Source organism: Acinetobacter sp. BD54 (genome assembly GCF_044778325.1).
Lineage (GTDB): Bacteria > Pseudomonadota > Gammaproteobacteria > Pseudomonadales > Moraxellaceae > Acinetobacter > Acinetobacter baumannii.
Genome location: NZ_JANJEP010000003.1, coordinates 1 through 19,439, shown reverse-complemented (window position 1 = coordinate 19,439; position 19,439 = coordinate 1). Strand labels below are relative to the sequence as shown.

At 38.5% G+C, this 19,439-nt stretch carries 19 protein-coding genes and 1 pseudogene; 10 read left to right on the top strand and 10 right to left on the bottom strand.

The annotated features are described in order from the left end of the window. Nucleotides 1-74 precede the first annotated feature (74 nt). Nucleotides 75-869 (bottom strand): AraC family transcriptional regulator, encoded by a 795-nt coding sequence (locus tag NQ782_RS05250; protein WP_057094393.1) that lies wholly within the window; start codon nucleotides 867-869, stop codon nucleotides 75-77. A 105-nt stretch (nucleotides 870-974) separates the two neighbouring features. Here NQ782_RS05250 and NQ782_RS05245 point away from each other — a divergent pair, with 105 nt between their 5' ends. Next, nucleotides 975-1,889, top strand: coding sequence for a DMT family transporter (locus tag NQ782_RS05245; protein ID WP_057094392.1), 915 nt, complete (start codon nucleotides 975-977; stop codon nucleotides 1,887-1,889). A 20-nt stretch (nucleotides 1,890-1,909) separates the two neighbouring features. Here the strand turns inward: NQ782_RS05245 and NQ782_RS05240 are convergent, their stop codons facing one another. Beyond that, nucleotides 1,910-3,157: a YihY family inner membrane protein gene (locus NQ782_RS05240; RefSeq protein ID WP_000893466.1), complete on the bottom strand. Its 1,248-nt coding sequence runs from the start codon at nucleotides 3,155-3,157 to the stop codon at nucleotides 1,910-1,912. Between the two features lie 287 nt (nucleotides 3,158-3,444). On the opposite strand from NQ782_RS05240, the gene wrbA reads away from it, so the two are divergent. After that, nucleotides 3,445-4,038, top strand: coding sequence for an NAD(P)H:quinone oxidoreductase (gene wrbA, locus NQ782_RS05235; protein WP_001183353.1), 594 nt, complete (start codon nucleotides 3,445-3,447; stop codon nucleotides 4,036-4,038). A 52-nt stretch (nucleotides 4,039-4,090) separates the two neighbouring features. Here the strand turns inward: wrbA and NQ782_RS05230 are convergent, their stop codons facing one another. The 3 genes from NQ782_RS05230 to NQ782_RS05220 form a co-directional block, all read right to left on the bottom strand. Next, on the bottom strand, nucleotides 4,091-4,666 hold the full coding sequence (locus NQ782_RS05230; RefSeq protein ID WP_000543071.1) for a xanthine phosphoribosyltransferase: 576 nt from the start codon (nucleotides 4,664-4,666) through the stop codon (nucleotides 4,091-4,093). Nucleotides 4,667-4,738: 72 nt separating this feature from the next. Continuing rightward, nucleotides 4,739-5,452, bottom strand: coding sequence for a DUF3108 domain-containing protein (locus tag NQ782_RS05225; RefSeq protein ID WP_000201548.1), 714 nt, complete (start codon nucleotides 5,450-5,452; stop codon nucleotides 4,739-4,741). A gap of 157 nt (nucleotides 5,453-5,609) precedes the next feature. Next, a complete protein-coding gene (locus NQ782_RS05220; protein WP_001193961.1) occupies nucleotides 5,610-6,281 on the bottom strand; it encodes a hypothetical protein in 672 nt (223 codons plus the stop codon). 230 nt (nucleotides 6,282-6,511) lie between these two features. On the opposite strand from NQ782_RS05220, the gene NQ782_RS05215 reads away from it, so the two are divergent. Then, nucleotides 6,512-7,396, top strand: coding sequence for an energy transducer TonB (locus NQ782_RS05215; protein ID WP_000914779.1), 885 nt, complete (start codon nucleotides 6,512-6,514; stop codon nucleotides 7,394-7,396). 89 nt (nucleotides 7,397-7,485) lie between these two features. Here NQ782_RS05215 and ybeY read toward each other — a convergent pair whose 3' ends face one another. The 3 genes from ybeY to miaB are packed head-to-tail and all read right to left on the bottom strand — an operon-like array spanning nucleotide 7,486 to nucleotide 10,549. Next, the gene (ybeY, locus tag NQ782_RS05210) at nucleotides 7,486-7,962 is read right to left on the bottom strand and encodes an rRNA maturation RNase YbeY (protein ID WP_000703571.1); all 477 of its coding nucleotides are present in this window, start codon (nucleotides 7,960-7,962) and stop codon (nucleotides 7,486-7,488) included. Between the two features lie 9 nt (nucleotides 7,963-7,971). Next, entirely contained in the window at nucleotides 7,972-9,060 is a 1,089-nt protein-coding gene (locus NQ782_RS05205; protein WP_000122983.1) for a PhoH family protein, read from the bottom strand. 37 nt (nucleotides 9,061-9,097) lie between these two features. Continuing rightward, nucleotides 9,098-10,549, bottom strand: a complete 1,452-nt coding sequence (gene miaB / locus NQ782_RS05200) for a tRNA (N6-isopentenyl adenosine(37)-C2)-methylthiotransferase MiaB (protein ID WP_000218141.1) — start codon at nucleotides 10,547-10,549, stop codon at nucleotides 9,098-9,100. A 288-nt stretch (nucleotides 10,550-10,837) separates the two neighbouring features. Here miaB and NQ782_RS05195 point away from each other — a divergent pair, with 288 nt between their 5' ends. The 4 genes from NQ782_RS05195 (at nucleotide 10,838) to NQ782_RS05180 (ending at nucleotide 15,107) form a co-directional block, all read left to right on the top strand. Further along, nucleotides 10,838-12,781: a lytic transglycosylase domain-containing protein gene (locus NQ782_RS05195; RefSeq protein WP_057094388.1), complete on the top strand. Its 1,944-nt coding sequence runs from the start codon at nucleotides 10,838-10,840 to the stop codon at nucleotides 12,779-12,781. Between the two features lie 57 nt (nucleotides 12,782-12,838). Continuing rightward, nucleotides 12,839-13,501, top strand: a complete 663-nt coding sequence (locus NQ782_RS05190) for a hypothetical protein (protein WP_000877281.1) — start codon at nucleotides 12,839-12,841, stop codon at nucleotides 13,499-13,501. Nucleotides 13,502-13,712: 211 nt separating this feature from the next. Then, nucleotides 13,713-14,699, top strand: coding sequence for a malate dehydrogenase (locus NQ782_RS05185; protein WP_000813006.1), 987 nt, complete (start codon nucleotides 13,713-13,715; stop codon nucleotides 14,697-14,699). Nucleotides 14,700-14,861: 162 nt separating this feature from the next. Continuing rightward, nucleotides 14,862-15,107: a DUF2789 domain-containing protein gene (locus NQ782_RS05180; protein ID WP_000462898.1), complete on the top strand. Its 246-nt coding sequence runs from the start codon at nucleotides 14,862-14,864 to the stop codon at nucleotides 15,105-15,107. Nucleotides 15,108-15,155: 48 nt separating this feature from the next. Here NQ782_RS05180 and NQ782_RS05175 read toward each other — a convergent pair whose 3' ends face one another. Both NQ782_RS05175 and NQ782_RS05170 read right to left on the bottom strand, forming a co-directional pair. Further along, complete coding sequence (locus NQ782_RS05175) at nucleotides 15,156-15,683, bottom strand: hypothetical protein (RefSeq protein WP_000021433.1); 528 nt, start codon at nucleotides 15,681-15,683, stop codon at nucleotides 15,156-15,158. Nucleotides 15,684-15,750: 67 nt separating this feature from the next. Beyond that, nucleotides 15,751-16,356, bottom strand: a complete 606-nt coding sequence (locus NQ782_RS05170; RefSeq protein WP_000556104.1) for a 2OG-Fe(II) oxygenase — start codon at nucleotides 16,354-16,356, stop codon at nucleotides 15,751-15,753. A 117-nt stretch (nucleotides 16,357-16,473) separates the two neighbouring features. On the opposite strand from NQ782_RS05170, the gene NQ782_RS05165 reads away from it, so the two are divergent. The 3 genes and pseudogenes from NQ782_RS05165 (at nucleotide 16,474) to NQ782_RS05155 (ending at nucleotide 19,335) form a co-directional block, all read left to right on the top strand. Then, the gene (locus NQ782_RS05165; RefSeq protein ID WP_001109438.1) at nucleotides 16,474-17,331 is read left to right on the top strand and encodes a 23S rRNA (adenine(2030)-N(6))-methyltransferase RlmJ; all 858 of its coding nucleotides are present in this window, start codon (nucleotides 16,474-16,476) and stop codon (nucleotides 17,329-17,331) included. Between the two features lie 41 nt (nucleotides 17,332-17,372). Beyond that, nucleotides 17,373-18,206: a CDP-diacylglycerol--serine O-phosphatidyltransferase gene (gene pssA, locus NQ782_RS05160; protein WP_000180205.1), complete on the top strand. Its 834-nt coding sequence runs from the start codon at nucleotides 17,373-17,375 to the stop codon at nucleotides 18,204-18,206. An 18-nt stretch (nucleotides 18,207-18,224) separates the two neighbouring features. Further along, a pseudogene (locus NQ782_RS05155) lies at nucleotides 18,225-19,335 on the top strand (DUF6670 family protein). Nucleotides 19,336-19,439: the final 104 nt, after the last annotated feature.

The window sequence follows — 19,439 nt, the reverse complement described above, 5'->3', positions numbered from 1 at the left end:
TTTATTTAAGTTATTAAACTTTAAACCCTATTATTAAACGGATAATAGGGTTTTTTATTATACTCAAAATTAATTTATTGATAGAGCTTTCGGAACTGGTCTGGGGTAAAACCCATCCAACGTTTAAACATATAAATAAATGCTGATGCGCTGGCATAGCCCAAATCAAAAGCGATACTTTCTATGGTTTTTCCTTGATTAAGCATGGTCATTGCTTTCATTACTTTTAATCGTTGCCTCCATTCATGTAAAGACATTCCCAACTCTTTTTGACTGTAACGTGCCAACGTTCTTTCAGTCATATTTATTCGTTCAGCTAATTCTTGCAAGGTGCTGTTATCGGCAGGGCATTGGTGTAAATCATTTAGAATTTTTGCTAAAGCTGGATGATCTGTTGTAGGTAAATAACTACCCACTAATTCAGCCTGTATGAGTTGATCTAATAAAACTTGGAGTAGGCGTATATATTCGACTTGGATTTCATCTTGTGGGTTTTGCCTCAAGTGATCGAGTAAAGCAGGTACAAGTGGGGACGTTAATAGGATACCGGCTTTCTGCGGTAACTTTTGGCACAGACTTTCATGAACATATAAAGTTGCATGAGTCACTTCGTTGCGGTTAATACCACTGTGTTTGGTATAAGGAGGAAGCCAAATACCATAAGGTGGCGGGGTTAAATAATTAATTTGATCAATATTAACTTCGAGTACACCACTAAATGCATAAATAAACTCACCCCATGCATGCGCATGTTGAGGATAAATCGTTTCTGCGGGTGCATTACGAACACGGAACCAAAGCAAATCAGGAATTGCGTTATGAGCCGGAATTTCCTGAAAATCCTGCACACGTTGAGCTGATTTTTTCATCTTTGAAAATTGCCTGAAATTACTTATGTCTTGTCTGTTTTTCACTATATCATTTAAATAAGACAGTTCTATAGTCAGATTTTTCGCTATAAATAAAGGTGCTAAATGGAAGAGCGCAAAAATCTGGATACCAGAGCTTCGGCTTTAATGGTGCTTTTATGTATGGTCTTAGGGCTGCAACAGGTGGTTCTGAAAATAGCAGCACCAGATATTTCGCCGATTATGCAAATCGCTTTACGTTCCGGCTTATCTGCTGTTCTAGTTTTACCTTTATTGTGGCGAGATCATTCGATTCATCTATTTTCTTATAGACAATGCAAAGCTGGCGCTCTTGTTGCTTTATTTTTTTCATTAGAATTTTATTTCGTCACCCAAGCCTTAAAGTTTACCTCTACCTCTCATACAGTAGTTTTACTGTATACCGCTCCAATTTTTGTTGCATTAGGGCTTCATTGGAAATTTCCTACTGAACGTCTGAATCGAGCGCAATGGGGGGGTATTGCTCTGGCTTTTATGGGGATCATTATTACATTTTACCCAACAAGCACAGCTACAAATGCGCCAGCTCTAGCACAAGTTTTGTTAGGCGATTTATATGCACTTATGGCTGGGCTTGCATGGGCACTCAGTACAATTATTGTTCGTTTATCTCCTTTAGCTCAAGCGCCGGCAACTCAAACATTGTTTTATCAACTATTTGGCTGTTTTGTTCTACTCTTACTAATCGCTTTTTTAACAAATCAAACAACAATTCATTTCACCACTTTAACGATCCTAAGCTTAAGCTTTCAAACTTTAATCGTATCTTTTGCAAGTTTACTATTATGGTTTTGGTTATTAAGAAATTATCTTGCATCACGATTAGGGATATTTTCTTTTTTAACCCCATTATTTGGTGTGTTATTTAGTATTTTGTTATTAGAGGAAAAACTAGAAATTAAATTTATTTTTGGAAGTATTTTAGTGCTGTCAGGAATAGTCATCATGAGTCTAAAACAGGGCAAAGCTAACAGTAGCTAAGCCCTGACGTTAGGTGAGTATTATTTCTCTTCAAAAATTGTTGAAAGTGGAATAGAGAGCTTTGCAGCTAAATAATCATTAGACTCTACTAAAGCTGGGCCAATTTTTTCCATCCATTCGTCATCATCATGAACATTTGATACATCCTGACGTAAAGGTAATGGATAAGGCAGTGCAGTGAAGAAGCTCCAAAAGTCGACTTGAGATAAATTGCGGACCAAAACATATTCATCCTTATCGGTACGTTTAACCAGATTTTGCTCTTCTAGTAAGAGAACATAAGCAGGCCAACGACCAACTTCACCACGACCTAAAATTTCTAATGCTTCTTTATCACTCACGCTTTCACCAAGTTTTTGCTTTTTATAGAACAATTCCAAGATGTCGAGCAGCATTAAAACCGGATGTCTTTTTTGCTCTTTGCCTGAATGAAAAGCGGTAAGAGCAAAACTTACCTCGACACCAAGCAATACAATATTCCAAGATAAGAAGACCCATAATAGGAAAATAGGTACTGCTGCAAACGCACCATATATGATTTCATAACTGGTGAAATTTGACATAACAAAGCTAAATAAATTTTTGAGTGTCTCAAATAATGCAGCACTTAAGCATGCAGCAATTGCTGCTGCATATAGGGGAACTGTGCGGTTGGGAATAGTCCAATATAAAATAAAAAAACCTAAAATTGTGAGAACAAAAGAAATAAGCCAGAGTAAAAAGGCGCCATCAAGTTGATAACCTGTGAAGTTATTGCTTAATAAATTCATGGAAGCAACAGTTGATGAAATAACAAATGCACTGCCTAAAATAATTGGACCAAGCGAAATAATGGTCCAGTAACGCATAAAGCCTACAATACCGCTACGGGTTTCTTTTACTCGCCATATTCGGTTAAAAACGGTTTCAATTGAAGTAAGCATTAAAACTGTTGTGACAAAGAGGAATAGCACACCAATTACAGTTAAATTACTGGACTTTTCGGTAAAAGCATTAAGAGCTTTATCAAAAGCAATCGTACTTTTAGGCAAAAAATTACTGTAGATTAAGTGCTGTAACTGTTGTCTGGCAGGTTCCAATGCCTTAATTGAAGAAATAATAACTAAAAATACCGTTAACATAGGTACAACGGCAAAAAGTGTCGTATAGGTGAGGGAGCCGGCTTGTTCACGGCAACGATCCGCTTCAAAACGCTTAATTACGAATAAAATAAATTGAAACCAGGTCTTGTTATAAAAAGGAAGCTTCTTCAAAAAACGTTCTAACATGCGTCATCTATCCCGATTTTTTTAATCATGATGTGGGTGATTGATATTCACCAGTGTATTCGGTTGAGAACACTATCGTTGATGTGGGTAAACTTTAACCTAAAGAATAAAAAAGTATTCTGAAAGTTCTGTATGTATCATCGTAACAAAAGGTAGTAAAAAGCTTTTACCGATATTTGTTACTGTGCCCTTAAAAATCAATCACCTCTAGAATTTCATAAAATTGGCTACGCCAAAAAAACAAAAAATACCGTATAGTGTTCTTTTTAACAAAATTCGTGAAACCGATGCAACCTTACATTCTTGTGCTTTATTACAGTAAATATGGTTCAACTAAAGAAATGGCGCACCTTATTGCGAATGGTGTTGAATCGGCAGGTGTGAATGTAAAAATTCGCACAGTACCTAATATTGCAACAGTGGTAACAGAAGCTGAGCCAAGCATTCCTGAAGAAGGTGATATTTATTGTACTTTAGAGGAACTGGCCAATTGTGCAGGCTTAGCGCTAGGGTCTCCAACTCGCTTTGGTAATATGGCAAGCGAAATGAAATATTTTTGGGATCAGACTACAAGCCTTTGGTTAAATGGTGCTTTACATAATAAGCCAGCATGCGTTTTTACTTCTTCTGGTTCAATGCATGGTGGGCAAGAAAGTACGTTATTAACGATGTTACCTCCATTATTTCATCACGGAATGATGATTTTAGGATTACCAAACTCTATTCCGGCTTTGTCGAATACTAAAACAGGTGGGACTCCCTATGGCGCAAGCCACGTGAGCGGTCCAAGACATGACCAAAATTTAAGCCAAGATGAAAAAAATTTATGTGAAGCACAAGGGAAGCGCTTAGGCGAAATCGTAAAAAAACTTCATTCTTAAATTTATGGCAATAAAAAAGAGCGGATTTCCGCTCTTTTTTATTTAAACTATTTTATTCTTTTACAAAAGTTACTGTGCCATCAGCAAGTGATTGAACGCGCGCTAATGACTCAACGCGGTAACCTTTTTCAAGTAATAAATCACGGCCTGGTTGGAATGATTTTTCAATCACAATACCCACACCTACAACTTCTGCATTTGCTTGATGAATTAAGTCAATCAAACCAAGCGCAGCTTGACCATTTGCTAAGAAGTCATCAATCACTAAGGCTTTGTCGCTTGAGTTGATGTGCTTATTTGAAATGGCAATGGTACTTTCTGTCTGTTTAGTGAAACTAAACACTTTAGCGCGGTATAAATCGTCTTTTAAAGTAAGCGATTGATATTTACGAGCAAAAATCACAGGTACACCAAGTTCTAAACCTGCCATGATTGCTGGCGCAATACCTGAAGCTTCAATGGTAATAATCTTGGTAATCCCTGCATCTTTAAAGCGAGCGGCAAATTCTTTACCAATCTGCTGCATGAGTACAGGGTCAATTTGGTGATTTAAGAAAGCGTCGACTTTCAACACTTGATCAGATAGAACGATACCTTCTGTTAAGATTTTCTGTTCTAGTGCGTGCACGGGAGAATCCTCTAGACGGATGCTTTTTAAAGCAAATGCGTATTTTAAAAAGCATCCGAAAAAATGCAAGCTTTAATTCGTTTTACCTGTATAACTTGTTAATAACAAACCATAAGATGTTTTGCCATCAATATGACTAACCTTGACTGGAAGGTAGTCTAATTTCGGAGCTAGCCAGAAAATTGTGCTGCGCTCAGGTTTCTTATGTTGTAAAACAACTTTCACGGTATCAAATGTGCCATAAGAGGTTTTAATTTTCTCGTTGCCTTGTTTAACAAAACGACGATTTTCAACTTCTTTTGCATCGGCTAGAGGGTAAGACGATTTAAGTGAACCATTTTTTAAATCTTCACGAATCTGTAATTCTGCATTTAGCTCATCAAGTACACCTGCCTGCCAAGCGAATGAGCGCGCTTTATCGTCTTTTTTCGTGCTAATAGTCTTATTGCCAGGATTAAAATTAATACTCATTGTGTTGTTATGAATCAAAATTTTACTGGTACGACTAAAGCTTTGTGAACCAATTTTACCGTTTGCAAAACTAAATTTACTTGTTTCACTTGCAGAAGCGATTCCACCTGCTTTTGCTGTGAATTGATAAGTCCAGTTATTGCCTTGTTGACTCAATGCACGTGTCGCTGAACCCATACCTTTATTATTGTAGGTAAACTGATAATTTGCCTGAAATGGGCTCATGGCAAGTGCATGGCTAGAGAAACTTGCAATAAGCAAAGTTGTCGAAATACCAGTTGCGATGCTGAATGATTTCAGAAATTTTGTTGCCATAAGTAAATATCCTTGTACAGACTGATAGGTCAGTGCTGATGCATCTATGACTTTTGCATATTATGCCTGTTGATCATGGAGAAAAAATCAGGATTTATGCTAAATATGTAATCTCTTTGTGTTTTTTAACAGTGAATTTCTTTAGTTCATACCGTTGTTATACATCTTTTTGCTGTATTGGCGTAATTTCAGTGTCTTCAAGTTCATCTTCAGAATCATCATCTTGATCACGGGAAAGTAAAGCAGCGAGATTAACATTACCAAAGACAACTAATTCTGCTTCACGTACTCGTGCATAGTTGATATGAACCTTGCCTAAAGTTTCAATAATACTGGCCTTTTTAGCAAACCAACGGTTAAGGTCTAAGAAGATCAAGTCATCTTTTTCTTGGGCTACATCAAATCGCTCTAGAATCATGCCTAGTGGATCTTTTTTTAGAATTTTGTGATAGTAAAAAATAGCCGCTTTTACAGCAATTTTTTGCCAGAAATTTTTATATTTAGCTTCTACAATTTGTGTGTTACTAATTTGCTCAAAAACAATAAGTTGTTGTTCTTTATTAAATTCCATCTGGATAAGTTTTAAGTCGACCGACAAAGTGGTCTCTAAACCTTTAACATGCATTGTGGCATAGAGTCTTAACCAGTCATGATAAAGATCTGCATGTAGATCATCTAAAAACTCGACATTATTAGTCACGTAGCGTTCTAAGGTCGCATTTAGAAAAGTTTGCGATAATGTAAAATCTCTTTCTTCCTCAATGAAGGCTTCAGCTTTTCGGTAGACTTTATGAAGACGTTTGACTAATGAGGAAAATAGCGTTTGCATAAAAGAACTTCCAGAAGATGATTTACTAAAGAATCCACACAATCTTTATTATGATAAAAAACAGGTTTTGATATTGCAGTGTAACAAATTTAATTGATACATTTTGACAAAATGAAAATGGATAAATATCAATATTTGAAGTGAATCACACTTTTATCCATATTTGAATATCAGTTTATGTTTTATTCGGTAATACCGTGGGGAAAAGGCATCTATATGCTTTTAAGATTATGTTGAAAAAAAGAAGTCTATCCATAGAGCCTTTTTATTATTGGTGGCAAGACCGAGTCTTTATCGCTGCAATAATATTAGCAATCTTACTGCATATTTTTGTGTTGCTCATCCATTTTGCGATGCCTGCGCCATCAGAACAATCGACTAAAGAAATTGCAATATCGATTCGTCCTACTGAAGATGTGATCAAGCATGCAGACTTTTTAGCTCAAGCCGATCAACAAGGTTCAGGAGCTTTTCGGGAAGCTCATCGGATGTCGAGTAACTCTCCAACGCCTATGCCAAGTGATGCTTCAACAGGAGAAGCTCAGCTAGAAACTTTAGAAAAAGTGCAGCAACAAAGAGAACTTAAATTTGAAGAAAAAGTACTCATGACTGTATTGAGTTGGCAGAAACAAGCAGAGGAGAGCCAAAGAAAAAAAGCACTTGAACAATTACAAAGTCAGTTTCAGGCAAAAGCTGCCATGGTAGCGAGTCTTGAAGCTCAGTATTTACAACGTCAGCAAGATTTTAGTCGCCAACAAAAGATAAAAACAGTAGATGGTATTCAAGCCAAGAAAGATGCGTCAGCAGCTTATCTAGATAAATTTCGTGAAAAAGTAGAGCTTTATGGCAACCGTTATTATCCAGAAGAAGCGAAACAGCAACAGTTAAAAGGTGAAGTTCGCCTTATGGTAATTTTGAATGCTCAAGGGGGAATTCGTGCAATTCGTTTGCTTGAAAGCTCAGGCCATCCAGTTCTAGATGAAGCAGCAAAGGCATCGGTACGGCGTGGAGCGCCGTTTGGCCGTTTTGATGCAAATATGAAAGATATTTCGGAACTTCGTATTATTCGTACATGGCGTTTTGATCCAGCTGAAGCTGAATTTGAAGTTCATTAATGAAAAAATGTGGATAACTTTTAGGATATCCACATTTTTAAAATGTATTAAGAAGCTGACTGCGTTCTTAATCGTATGAGGGAATTTGATTATTCCTGATATGGGTTGGCAATATTGAGTTTAGCTAAGATTTCGATCTCTAAACCTTCCATTTCTTCAGCATCCTCATCACTTGTTTCATGGTCATAACCAAGTAAATGTAGAACCCCATGAACTAAAAGATGCGCAAAATGATTTTGTGCGGTTTTCTTTTGTTCCAAAGCCTCTTGTAATACCACTGGAATACAAATTACTAAATCACCCAACGGTAATGCGTCGAGCATTGGTAAAACTTCTTCAGGAATATCACTTGGAAAAGACAGAACGTTAGTTGGCTTATCTTTCTCTCGATATTGCAAGTTAAGTTGATGGCTTTCTTCCAAATCAACACATGCGATACCAATTTCGCAATCTTCTTTATAGCCAACGTGGCGTAAAGTTGTCTCAATAATTTTTTTGAGTTGAGCCCGTTTGAGCTCTAACTCAGGGGATTGAAAGTCTTGTTGTAAACTTAAACTGATTTTCAAAATGAATCCTTAAGCATCCTGATGTTGCAAGTCTGCTGCTGTATCGTTTTCAGCAATTAATGCTTCTTGGCGTGCTTTACGTTCAGCACGTGCTTCAGCATTAAGACGCTGTTGTTCACCATCCCACCCCTCATAAGCTTCAACAATTTTTTGAACAAGTTGATGGCGTACTACATCGCGGGAATGGAAACGGGTAATATGAATTTCTTTAATGTTCTCAAGTACGCGAAGGGCGTGTGCCAAACCAGATTGTTGGCCTCGAGGTAAATCTACTTGGGTAATGTCACCTGTAATCACTGCACGAGAGCCAAAACCTAAACGGGTCAAGAACATTTTCATTTGTTCTGGTGTAGTGTTTTGAGCTTCATCCAAAATCACAAATGAATGGTTAAGAGTACGACCACGCATATAAGCAAGTGGTGCAACTTCAATCACTTGACGTTCGATTAACTTGGCGACTTTTTCGAAGCCCAGCATTTCGTAGAGGGCATCGTAAAGAGGACGTAGATATGGGTCGATTTTCTGGGTTAAATCACCAGGTAAGAAACCGAGCTTTTCTCCTGCCTCTACCGCAGGGCGGACAAGTAAAATTCGCTGGATTTCATTACGTTCTAACATGTCCACTGCGGCAGCAACTGCTAAATAAGTTTTACCTGTACCAGCAGGGCCTACACCAAAAGAAATATCGCTTTGTAAAATACGTTGTACATAGCGTTTTTGATTGGCACCACGTGGATTAATGCGACCTTTTCGAGTCTGGAAATAGACATCCATGGGCGCATCATGCTCATCCATTTCTTCGCCAACTAGTTCGAAGTTTCGTTCAGTTTGCGAAGATTGAATCAAGAGGTGTAACAGGTCAGCACTGATTTGTTGGGACGCCTCTGTTTCTTCGTAGAGTCGTTGCAATAACGCTTCGGCTCTCCCAACAGCATCTATCTCACCATCTATGTAAAAAACATCTCCACGATGAGTAATTTTGACATCTAAACGCTGTTCAATTTGCTTAAGGTGCCCATTATAGGCACCCAAGATGCTCTTTAAACGTTCCATTGAAATTTCAGGAAATGTTACGGTACGTCGAATCGCTGCAGTCAAGAGAAAACCTTTCAGTAGACTTTAGAATACCTCTACATTACGCCACGTCAGGCTCAAGATTCAAGAGTTCACCGTAAACTAAATTTAAAGTTTTAATTTCAGTAATCTCAATCTCTGCAAACCGACCAACCCACGATGCATCGCCTACAAAAGTCACTAAACGTGTATTGTCTGCTGTACCTACTAAAATATTAGGGTCTTGATCAGATACTTTTTCAATAAGTACACGTTCAATTTTGCCAAGCATTGCGTCAGTTTTTTCAATACTAGATTGCTTAATGACTTGTTGAACTTGTGCTAAACGTTCTTTTTTAACGTGTTCAGGGGTTGTATCTGGTAAGTCAGATGCTGGTGTACCCGGGCGTTTTGAGTAAACAAAGCTATAAGAATGATCAAAGTCTAAGTCTTTGATAAATTGCAATGTTTCTGCAAAATTTTCATCCGTTTCACCAGGGAAACCAATGATAAAATCGCTCGATAAATGCATATCAGGGCGTATTTTGCGTAACTTGGCAATCTTATCAATGTATACATCAATCGTGTGATTTCGCTTCATTGCTTTGAGTACATCGTTAGATCCACTTTGTACTGGCAAATGTAAGTGTGAAACCATTTGAGGTAAATCTTCATAACACTGAATAAGTTCATCAGAGAACTCAAGTGGATGTGAAGTTGTATAACGTAAACGGCCAATACCTGGAATTTCTGCAACGAGTCGTAACAATTCAGGGAAGGTACAAATGCCACCTTCGAATGTTTCGCCACGATATCCGTTCACATTTTGACCAAGCAAGCTGATTTCACGGACACCTTTTTCAGCAAGGCCTGCGATTTCTGCAAGAACATCATCAAGTGGACGTGAAACTTCTTCACCACGAGTGTATGGAACAACACAGAAAGAACAGTATTTAGAGCAACCTTCCATAATAGAAACGAATGCTTTAAAACCTTCTACGCGTGGTTCAGGTAAGAAGTCGAATTTTTCAATATCAGGGAATGAAATATCAACGAGCTTAATTTTTTCTTTTTTCGGCTTTTCCACTTGTGCGTGATGTTGATCAAGCATTTGCGGTAAACGGTGTAAGGTTTGTGGACCAAAAATCATGTCGACATAAGGTGCACGTTTTTGAATATTGTCACCTTCTTGAGAAGCAACACATCCACCCACACCAATAACAAGATCAGGATTTTGTTCTTTTAATTTGCGCCAACGACCTAATTCACTAAATACTTTCTCTTGTGCTTTTTCACGAATAGAGCAAGTATTCATGAGCAGAATGTCTGCTTCATTAGGGTTATTCGTTAACACATAACCATGAGAATCCCCCAAAAGGTCTGCCATACGGTGACTGTCATACTCATTCATCTGACACCCTTGAGTTTCAATATATAGTTTCTTTATTGAAACATCAGTGGTGTGCGTTGGCTGGGTAACAGTGTTTTCTGAGGCAGCTTTGGCACCATTGGGAATGAAGGTTTGAACCGTCATGCAGGCTCCTAACAGATCGATCTAGTTAAATAATAAAATGACCCAAAACGGGTCAAACCAATCATTATAGCAGTATTTTGAGCAGAACAGATAACAATAAACTCCCATAAGCTACACATGATTTATGGAGACAAATGACATGAATTTTAATGATGTTGAATCAGATAGTTACATAACACAACAAAAGAAAGCATGAAGAATAATTAAACTATGCCTAAAGGTGGATAGTCAGGATTTAACGCATTTATGAGACCAGGTAAAAAGAGCTCATCAAACAAGAGTCGTGTGATGAAAAATAAATATGCACATCGTAGCTGGTTAGGAGCTGTGTGTTTACTTGGTTGTTCATTATCTTATGCCGCAGAAGAACAATTTAACGATGCACTAAATGCCGCCAATAGTGGTAATACTGCATTGTTAGATCAATATCAGCTTGCAATGCAAAATGATGTGTTGGGCTACTATCCTGAATATTGGAAATTAAACACGAATTTAGGCTTTCAATCTCCGACATCAATTGTAAGCTTCGCACAGCGCTATCCACAGTCTGCTATGGCAGAAAAGCTGGCCGCGGATTATGTCGAAGAAAAAGTTAAACAAGCTGACTTTGCGTCTGCACAACCAATCTTGCCTTATGTTTCGAATCCTGATCAGGCCGAGAATTGTGCTTTAGCGCAGGTGAGAGCTAAAAGTGGTGATGCGTTAGTTTTTGCTGAATATAAAGATGTATGGTTAGCCACTGAATCGCAACCAGAATCATGTATTGGACTCGGCCGTATGATGCTGTCTAGTCCATTAATGAGTACACAAGACAAGCAGCAGCGCCTGTGGGTACAGTTACGTGCAGGTTTATCTGGACAGGCGCTTGCTACAGCACAGACTTTGGGTTTGAATTTGTCTTTGGCTCAGCTCAATCAGATTCAGGCGAATCCACTGAATTACTTGTGGTCAGCACCAAAAACCAATGACGTAGATTATGCCTATTTGATTTTTGCACTAGGCCGATTAGCAAATAATGATTTAGGAAATGCTTTTGCAAATGTACAGCGAGTAGCGCAAGGCACTCCAGAGAGCGTGCAAAAGTATCTCTATCGAACCGTAGCCTACATTGGTGGAACTACGGTAATGAAAAACAACTTTAACCGTGAAGTCCTTCAATATTTTGACGCAAGTTATGGCTATCCGTTAAGTCCTGAAGAAGCTGAAATTTATGCACGACAAGCTATTCGTTTTAGTGCCTGGGAAAGTTTAATTCGTGCAATTGATAGTATGTCGGTTTCACAAAAACAAGAAGATCGCTGGCAATATTGGTTAGCGCGTGCGACAGAGCAACGTGGCGATAGTAATTCTAAAAACACGGCACAACGTATTTATAAAAAATTAGCTGAAAGTGGGGATGATTATCACAACCTTCTTGCAAAAGACCGTTTAGGCTTACGATATAATCATCAGCCATATAATGATGAGCCAACTGCAAGTGATTTACGCCGTCTAGATCAAAATATTCACTTTAATCGTGCATTTACTTTAAGACGGATTAATGCCAACCCAACCTATACTAACCGAGAGTGGAACTGGGCTGTTCGTCAAGCATATCTACAGCATGATGATGGATTACTATTAGCGGCGGCAAAACGTGCTCATGATATGGGATGGTATGACCGCGCGATTTATGCGGCAGATCGTACAACGAATAAACATAATGATACGTATCGTTATGTGACCCCGCATAAGACCAATGTCGTAAGCCATAGTTACAATGCTGGAATTGATCCTGCTTGGGCTTATGGTTTAATGCGTCAAGAAAGCCGATTTGTTACCTCGGCACGCTCTCATGTAGGTGCTGGTGGACTTATGCAAATTATGCCGGATACGGCAAAGTTGATTGCTCGCCAGATGGGAGAAACATATAATCCGGCAGCGTTAAGTGAAATGAACACCAATATTCGTTATGGGACATTTTATTTATCGATGATTCAAGGGCAGTTAAGTAATAACCCTGTTTTAGCAACGGCAGGTTATAATGCTGGGCCGAATCGGGCAAGACGTTGGCAACCTGATTACCAACCGATTGAGGCTGATCAATATACAGAAACCATTCCATTGCTTGAGACCAGAGATTATGTCAAGCATGTCATGACGAATGCGACGCATTATGGAGTGATATTAGGTCAAGGTGCTCAATCATTAATACAACGTATGAAAGTCATTCCAACGCGATCATCACCTTAGTTTTAGATGATGAATGATGGAACATTCTTTTAATTGGCATAACCAAGTTTTAATTAAATGAAATATAGAGACCTAGGACTTCAATCAATATCGCAACTTGCATGGTGGATCATCTGTGCAAGCGTTGGTTTGTTGAGTTCTGTTTTACATGCGGAACCTGTTAACGTGCAAGGTTATGTTATGCATGTACAGATGACGCCTGCTGTTTGTGCGCTAGATCCTTCTAAACAAAAGCAGCGTAAATGTCTTGAAGGATATTCGCTTACGATTACTGGTTTAATGCCTGAAACCACCAGAACTGACTGTTCAACACAAAGCTCAGCTACACTCTCACCACTGCAAGCTAAGGTGGTCGCTCGGGTGATGCCAGACAATAATGCTCGTGTGCAACTCTGGAGAAGTGTGGGTGGCTGTGTGCCTATGAATGCAAGTCAATATTTCCGTACGATTATTAACTTCGCTGAACGTTTAAAAATACCTGCTAATCTAACCAGCTCTACTAATGTGGAAATGCAGCAATCTACATTACGTCAACAATTTACCAAGCTTAATCCGAGCTTACCTCAAAATGGTATTCGCTTCACTTGTCAGCTCTCACGCTCTGATGTCGTACTAACAGAAGTTAAAGTTTGTTACACGGTAAATGGTCAATATAAGCAATGCTCAAATCACGTTGTCTCTAATTGCCCAAGTGAAATTACCATTAAAGGCAGTTATTAAGAGCAATAACCATTTCATAAAAAAATGCTGACCATACATTGAATCTATTTGTAAAGGTTAATTTGTATTTTCTATCAGACTTTTGGTGAAAATGAGTCGCTTTTACATGCATCTGCCACTTCTTTAGAGTACAATCTTTGCCGTTTATGATGATTTGGTTAAGTAGAATCGCTACTTAACCCGATTAAGGACACTCATTGGAGACAATTACATGAAGCAACCCGTTCGTGTTGCCGTGACTGGCGCTGCAGGTCAAATTGGTTACAGCTTATTATTCCGTATCGCAAGCGGTGAAATGCTAGGTAAAGATCAACCTGTTATTTTACAATTGCTTGAAGTTCCAGTTGAAAAAGCACAACAAGCGCTTAAAGGCGTAATGATGGAACTTGATGACTGTGCTTTCCCTTTATTGGCTGGCATGATCGGGACTGATGATCCTAAAGTTGCATTTAAAGATGCTGACTATGCGTTATTGGTAGGTTCTCGTCCACGTGGTCCTGGTATGGAACGTGCTGACTTGTTAAAAGTTAACGGCGAAATCTTCATTGGCCAAGGTCAAGCATTAAACGAAGTTGCTAGCCGTGACGTTAAAGTATTAGTTGTAGGTAACCCTGCAAACACGAATGCTTACATCGCGATGAAATCTGCTCCAGATCTTCCAGCGAAAAACTTCACAGCAATGTTGCGTCTTGACCACAACCGTGCGTTGACTCAAGTTGCTCAAAAAGCTGGTGTTGCTGTAGCTGACATCGAAAAATTAACAGTTTGGGGTAACCACTCTCCAACTATGTATGCTGACTACCGTTTTGCAACTGCAAATGGTGAAAGCTTAAAAGACAAGATCAACGATCCAGCTTGGAACAAAGACGTATTCCTTCCAACTGTTGGTAAACGTGGTGCTGCGATTATCGAAGCACGTGGTTTGTCTTCTGCTGCTTCTGCTGCTAACGCTGCAATCGACCATATGCGTGATTGGGCACTTGGTACTAACGGCAAATGGGTAACTATGGGTGTTCCTTCTGACGGTTCTTATGGTATTCCTGAAGGCGTTATGTTCGGTTTCCCTGTAACAACTGAAAACGGTGAATACAAAATCGTTCAAGGTTTAGAAATCGATGAATTCAGCCGTGAACGTATCAACTTCACTCTAAACGAGCTTGAAGAAGAACGTGCAGCAATTGCTGACATGGTAAAATAATTCATCAGTTTGATGAGTTGGAAAGCACTCTCTTGTAGGGTGCTTTTTTATATGTGAAATTTAATAAGAACACACAAAAAACAACAAGAAAATATAGGCATAGATATGCAACTCACATCTATTGTTGTTAGATTATTGAAAAGAAGCCATGGGAGAATAACAATGTTTGAACAACAACCGACATTACAACTTTTATTTGAGCAATTGGGTTTAGATTCTGATGAAGCAAGTATTGAAAATTTTATCAGAACGCATCAATTGCCGGCTGAACAGAAGTTACATGAGGCCTCTTTCTGGTCCCAAGGTCAAAGTGATTTTTTAAAAAGTCATTGGGAAAAAGATGATGAGTGGATTGTAGTTATTGATGAGCTGAATGAGCAATTACATGAAGATAGTGTGAAAAAATAACAAATGAAAAAGGCCTGTTATAGTTAACAGGCCTTTTTCATTAATAAGTTAGTGAGTTCTTAACTTAATTAAATTTTTATACCATAGTTCATGACGTACCGGATTAAATATAGGATGTTCATGAAGCAACTCAAGATCACATTGAGCAGTTGATAAATATTTTGTGAGCCAATGACGAGTTAGTGCAGACTCTTGCTGTGCTGCTGACGCATAAGCCAAGAAAAAATATATATCGCCATGTTGATGATGAGCTAGAGGTTTCAAAATTTGCTGAGCAATCAGCGCAAAGCGTTTTTCCTTATTTAACTCAAAATAAAGCATATAAGCTTTAGCTAAATGCAGCGATAGGTTTAAATACAAACTCATTGGCATTTCTTCATATTCCATACGAGCTTGTTCCAGCAAAACAATGGCTTCTTGCAAGAAGTGAATTTGTTCTTGGCGAACACGGCTTAACGTAACGAGCTGCATACGTAATTCTGCACGCTCCAAAGCAAGCTCGGGCGTATTCTCAGTTAAATAGAGTTGGTCTGTTTCACCAATTCTGGACACAATCGCTTTTGTTTCAATAGACATACGCCTTCGCCTTTTTAATCAATATCTTTTATATCGGGTCCGTTTAAGAAATTTAAAGAGCTTTCTTTTAAACCCAAATTGAGTTTCCGCTACGAAGCCAAGCAGTAATAGAGAGGCGCTGCTGTTTAGAAACTAAAACCTCATGAAGCAAATTGCTCTGGAATATAACTAAGCGATTAGGCTCTGGTGTAATAATGTGCCAAATATCATTTTTATCTTGTAAGCGTAATTGGCCACCCCAGTCATCTTGCCATTCAGGGTGTAAATAATAAACGGTAGACATAATACGATCATTTTTTTGCTGAGGGTTATCTCGATGTAATGCGTAGAATTCACCCGGGTTATAACAGGCAAAATGTGCTTCTACTTCTTTAATCCCTAAAAAGAAAGCTTGATTTAGATGCTGGCAAAATGAAGTTAATGTTTCTACATGCTGCTCAGCCACAGGAAGAGATTCGTTAATCCATAAAATATGATCGCTTCGGATCGTACTCACCACACCATTTTGAATACCCGCTTCTCGAAACTCATCAAAGTGATGGCTACACTCTTTGGCAACTTGAGTATGATATTCAGCAGAATAAGCTTGGTTCACAATTGCGAAACCATGAGCATTTAAGTCATCTAAAATCTGGTCCAGATTCCAGCAGTCAGGAAGCGGTTGAGAGTGCATATAACCTCATATCGATCGTAAGAAAATCAAGCAGCCTTATTTTAGATGATCACAACCTTACGAAAGAATATTTTTTTCATGTTAAACTAATCGTTGAATTGAGGAATTAAAGTCAACATGAATTACCGTCACCATTTCCATGCGGGCAACTTTGCAGATGTTATGAAGCATGTGCTTTTGCTACAGCTTCTCAACCGTTTAAATGCTAAAGATAAACCTTATCGTTATATCGATACGCATGGAGGTGCAGGAAAATATGATCTATCTCAGGCACCTGCACAAAAGTCAGGAGAATTCCTAACAGGTATTCATCGTCTTGTACAGCTTTCGGACATGGAAAAGCGCCAAGCTCCTGAAGCCATCCAGCAATACCTAAAACTTGTAGAAGAATTACGTGCTCAAGAAGGTAAGGGAAGTTATCCGGGCTCTCCGTGGTTTGCTTTGCAAGGTATGCGTGAAATTGATAAGGCTACAATATTTGAAATGCAGCGTGATGTATTTCAGCAATTACGCCATAACATTCATGATAAACGTGCGGGCTTGCATGAGCGTGATGCATATGAAGGCTTGCTTGCCGTAATTCCACCAAAGGAAAAGCGTGGTTTAGTGATGATTGATCCGCCTTACGAATTAGAGCGTAAGGATTTCCCGCAATTGGTTGAACTTTTACAAAGCGCTTATAAAAAATGGCCAACAGGTGTCTTCGCGGTTTGGTATCCAATTAAAGATCGCGCAATGATTGAACGTTTTGAAAAGAAAATGTTTAAAACTGGAATTCGCCGTCAATTAATCTGTGAAATTTGTGTTTGGCCAGATGACACACCTGTAGGTTTGAATGGTTGTGGATTGTTAGTAATTAACCCACCTTGGCAGTTCTCCGAACAAGCAGATCAAGCCCTACAATGGTTATTCCCTCACTTACGTATGCAAGAAACAGGTGGTCATGCCGCTGTACGCTGGTTAGTGGGTGAGTAATAATTAATCTAAATCAATGCACATGTTTGGAATAGAAAATAATGACAAATGCGCCTAAACCAGAGCAAGATTTAACTCATAATGAACATTCTTTTGATGGGATTACGTTCGAAGTGGTTGAAGAAGAAGATAATCCGGAAGGACAAAAAGTGAAGCGCAGAGGTATTTACCTTTGGCCTAACTTAATCACGACAGCCGCTTTGTTGTCTGGTTTCTATTCCATTATTGCAAGTATGAATGGCGAATTTGCTCAAGCGATTTATGCCATTTTTCTTGCAGCATTATTTGATGGGTTAGATGGACGCGTTGCCAGAGCTATTGGTGCCCAAAGTGCTTTTGGTGAGCAATATGACTCTTTATCAGATTTGTTAGCATTTGGTGTAGCGCCAGCAATGCTAATGTATAGCTGGAGTCTACATGACTTAGGCCGTATCGGTTTGGCATGCTGTTTTGTTTATACCGCTTGTGCCGCGTTCCGTTTAGCACGATTTAATGTTCAGATTGGAGTGGTTGATAAGCGCTATTTTATTGGTATTGCTAGTCCACTCGCCGCGATTATCATTATTTCACTCGTATGGGTAGCTCGTGATTATCCGTTCATTTTTGATTTACGCGATATTGCTATTCAAACCATTAACGCGGTCATCATGGTGGTTGTAGGACTACTTATGATTTCTAATATTAAATATTATTCATTTAAGCAAATGGATCGTAAGCGTGTTCCTTTTGTAGTTATGTTGCCAGTAGTACTGATTTTTGCAGCAATCACTTATAATATTCCAATGGGTATTTTGATTGTATCAATCATCTATGCTCTATCAGGTTTTGTTACCACACTTTTAGCTAAAAAAAATAACGAGACCATCAAAACATAAAATTAGATGAGGTTCGGTATGCCTAAGTTGATAAGTGAAAAAAATCAATTACAGCAACTGAGCCTCAACTCAAATGGGGGAGTTGTCTATCAGCCCGCCAGAGGTTTTTTTAAAGTTGTCTATCAAGGTTTAATTCTTCCTAACCTGCCTGCACCACTTCGTTACTTTAATTACATTAGTCTGATCGGACAGCCTAGAATCCCTCTTTGCTATAACGCAAATGGTATTGTGACTTCTGCAGTTGATACAGCAACTGTACTGGTTAGCAATAGCTTACATAGTGTAGGGCACTTAAAAACTTATTCCATTCGACGCCAATGTCAGCTTAATCCTAGTCGGTATCAATTCGATAAAACTGATCTTATTGAGTGGCAAATCCCAAGAGTTCAGCTTAGACGAATCGATTCTGAAATGAGTTGTGATTTAATCGTCCAAACTCCTTATGATATTTCGAATTCATCAGCATTGCAGTGGGGAATATCTGACTACTGGTCTATTTTGTGCCACTGTGAAGGTGAGATTTTATATAAAGGACAGAAATATGAGGTCAATGGATTAGGCCGATTTAAACATGCTCGAGCCTTACATTTACCTTTTTTATCTTTATGTTTTTATACCTGCCACATTATTAATTTGAATGAATCAACTCAAGTTACACTTTCTCAAATAAGAAATCAGTGGAATATCATTCTATTTTCACGTTTAGATATTCAAGAACTAGGAAAGCAGCCCGTCACGTTTACCGAAGATGTTAATTTTCACATCCACCGGGTTTATCCAAAAGTTGAAACACCGCATGGGCGAGAAATGTATTTACCACGAGAGTTTTCTTGGCAATGTAAAAAAAATGGAAAAGTTATTTTTGAACTCTATGGTGAAAGTCGTGGTGATTACAAATTTGGGTTAGCTGCTGGATACATAGGAAGTTTTCGTTATCAATTAAGTTGGAATGATCAATGTCTTCAAGGAGAAGGTGGATATTGTGAATACATTGATTGTCGACCTTTAAGATGGCAAGAAAAGAATCAAAACGAAAAAATGCTCGATAAATTGCTGCTTTTACAACCGTGTTTATATAAAAAATGAATATTTTTATTATTTTTGGGTAAAAAACGACCGCTTGATATGAATTGCTATAAAAAGGGGTTGCAAAGGGTTATTAATGGTCTATAATGCACATCCATCGGCGGTGATGCAGATATAAACTTGTTGAAAAACAGTTACTTGTGATTA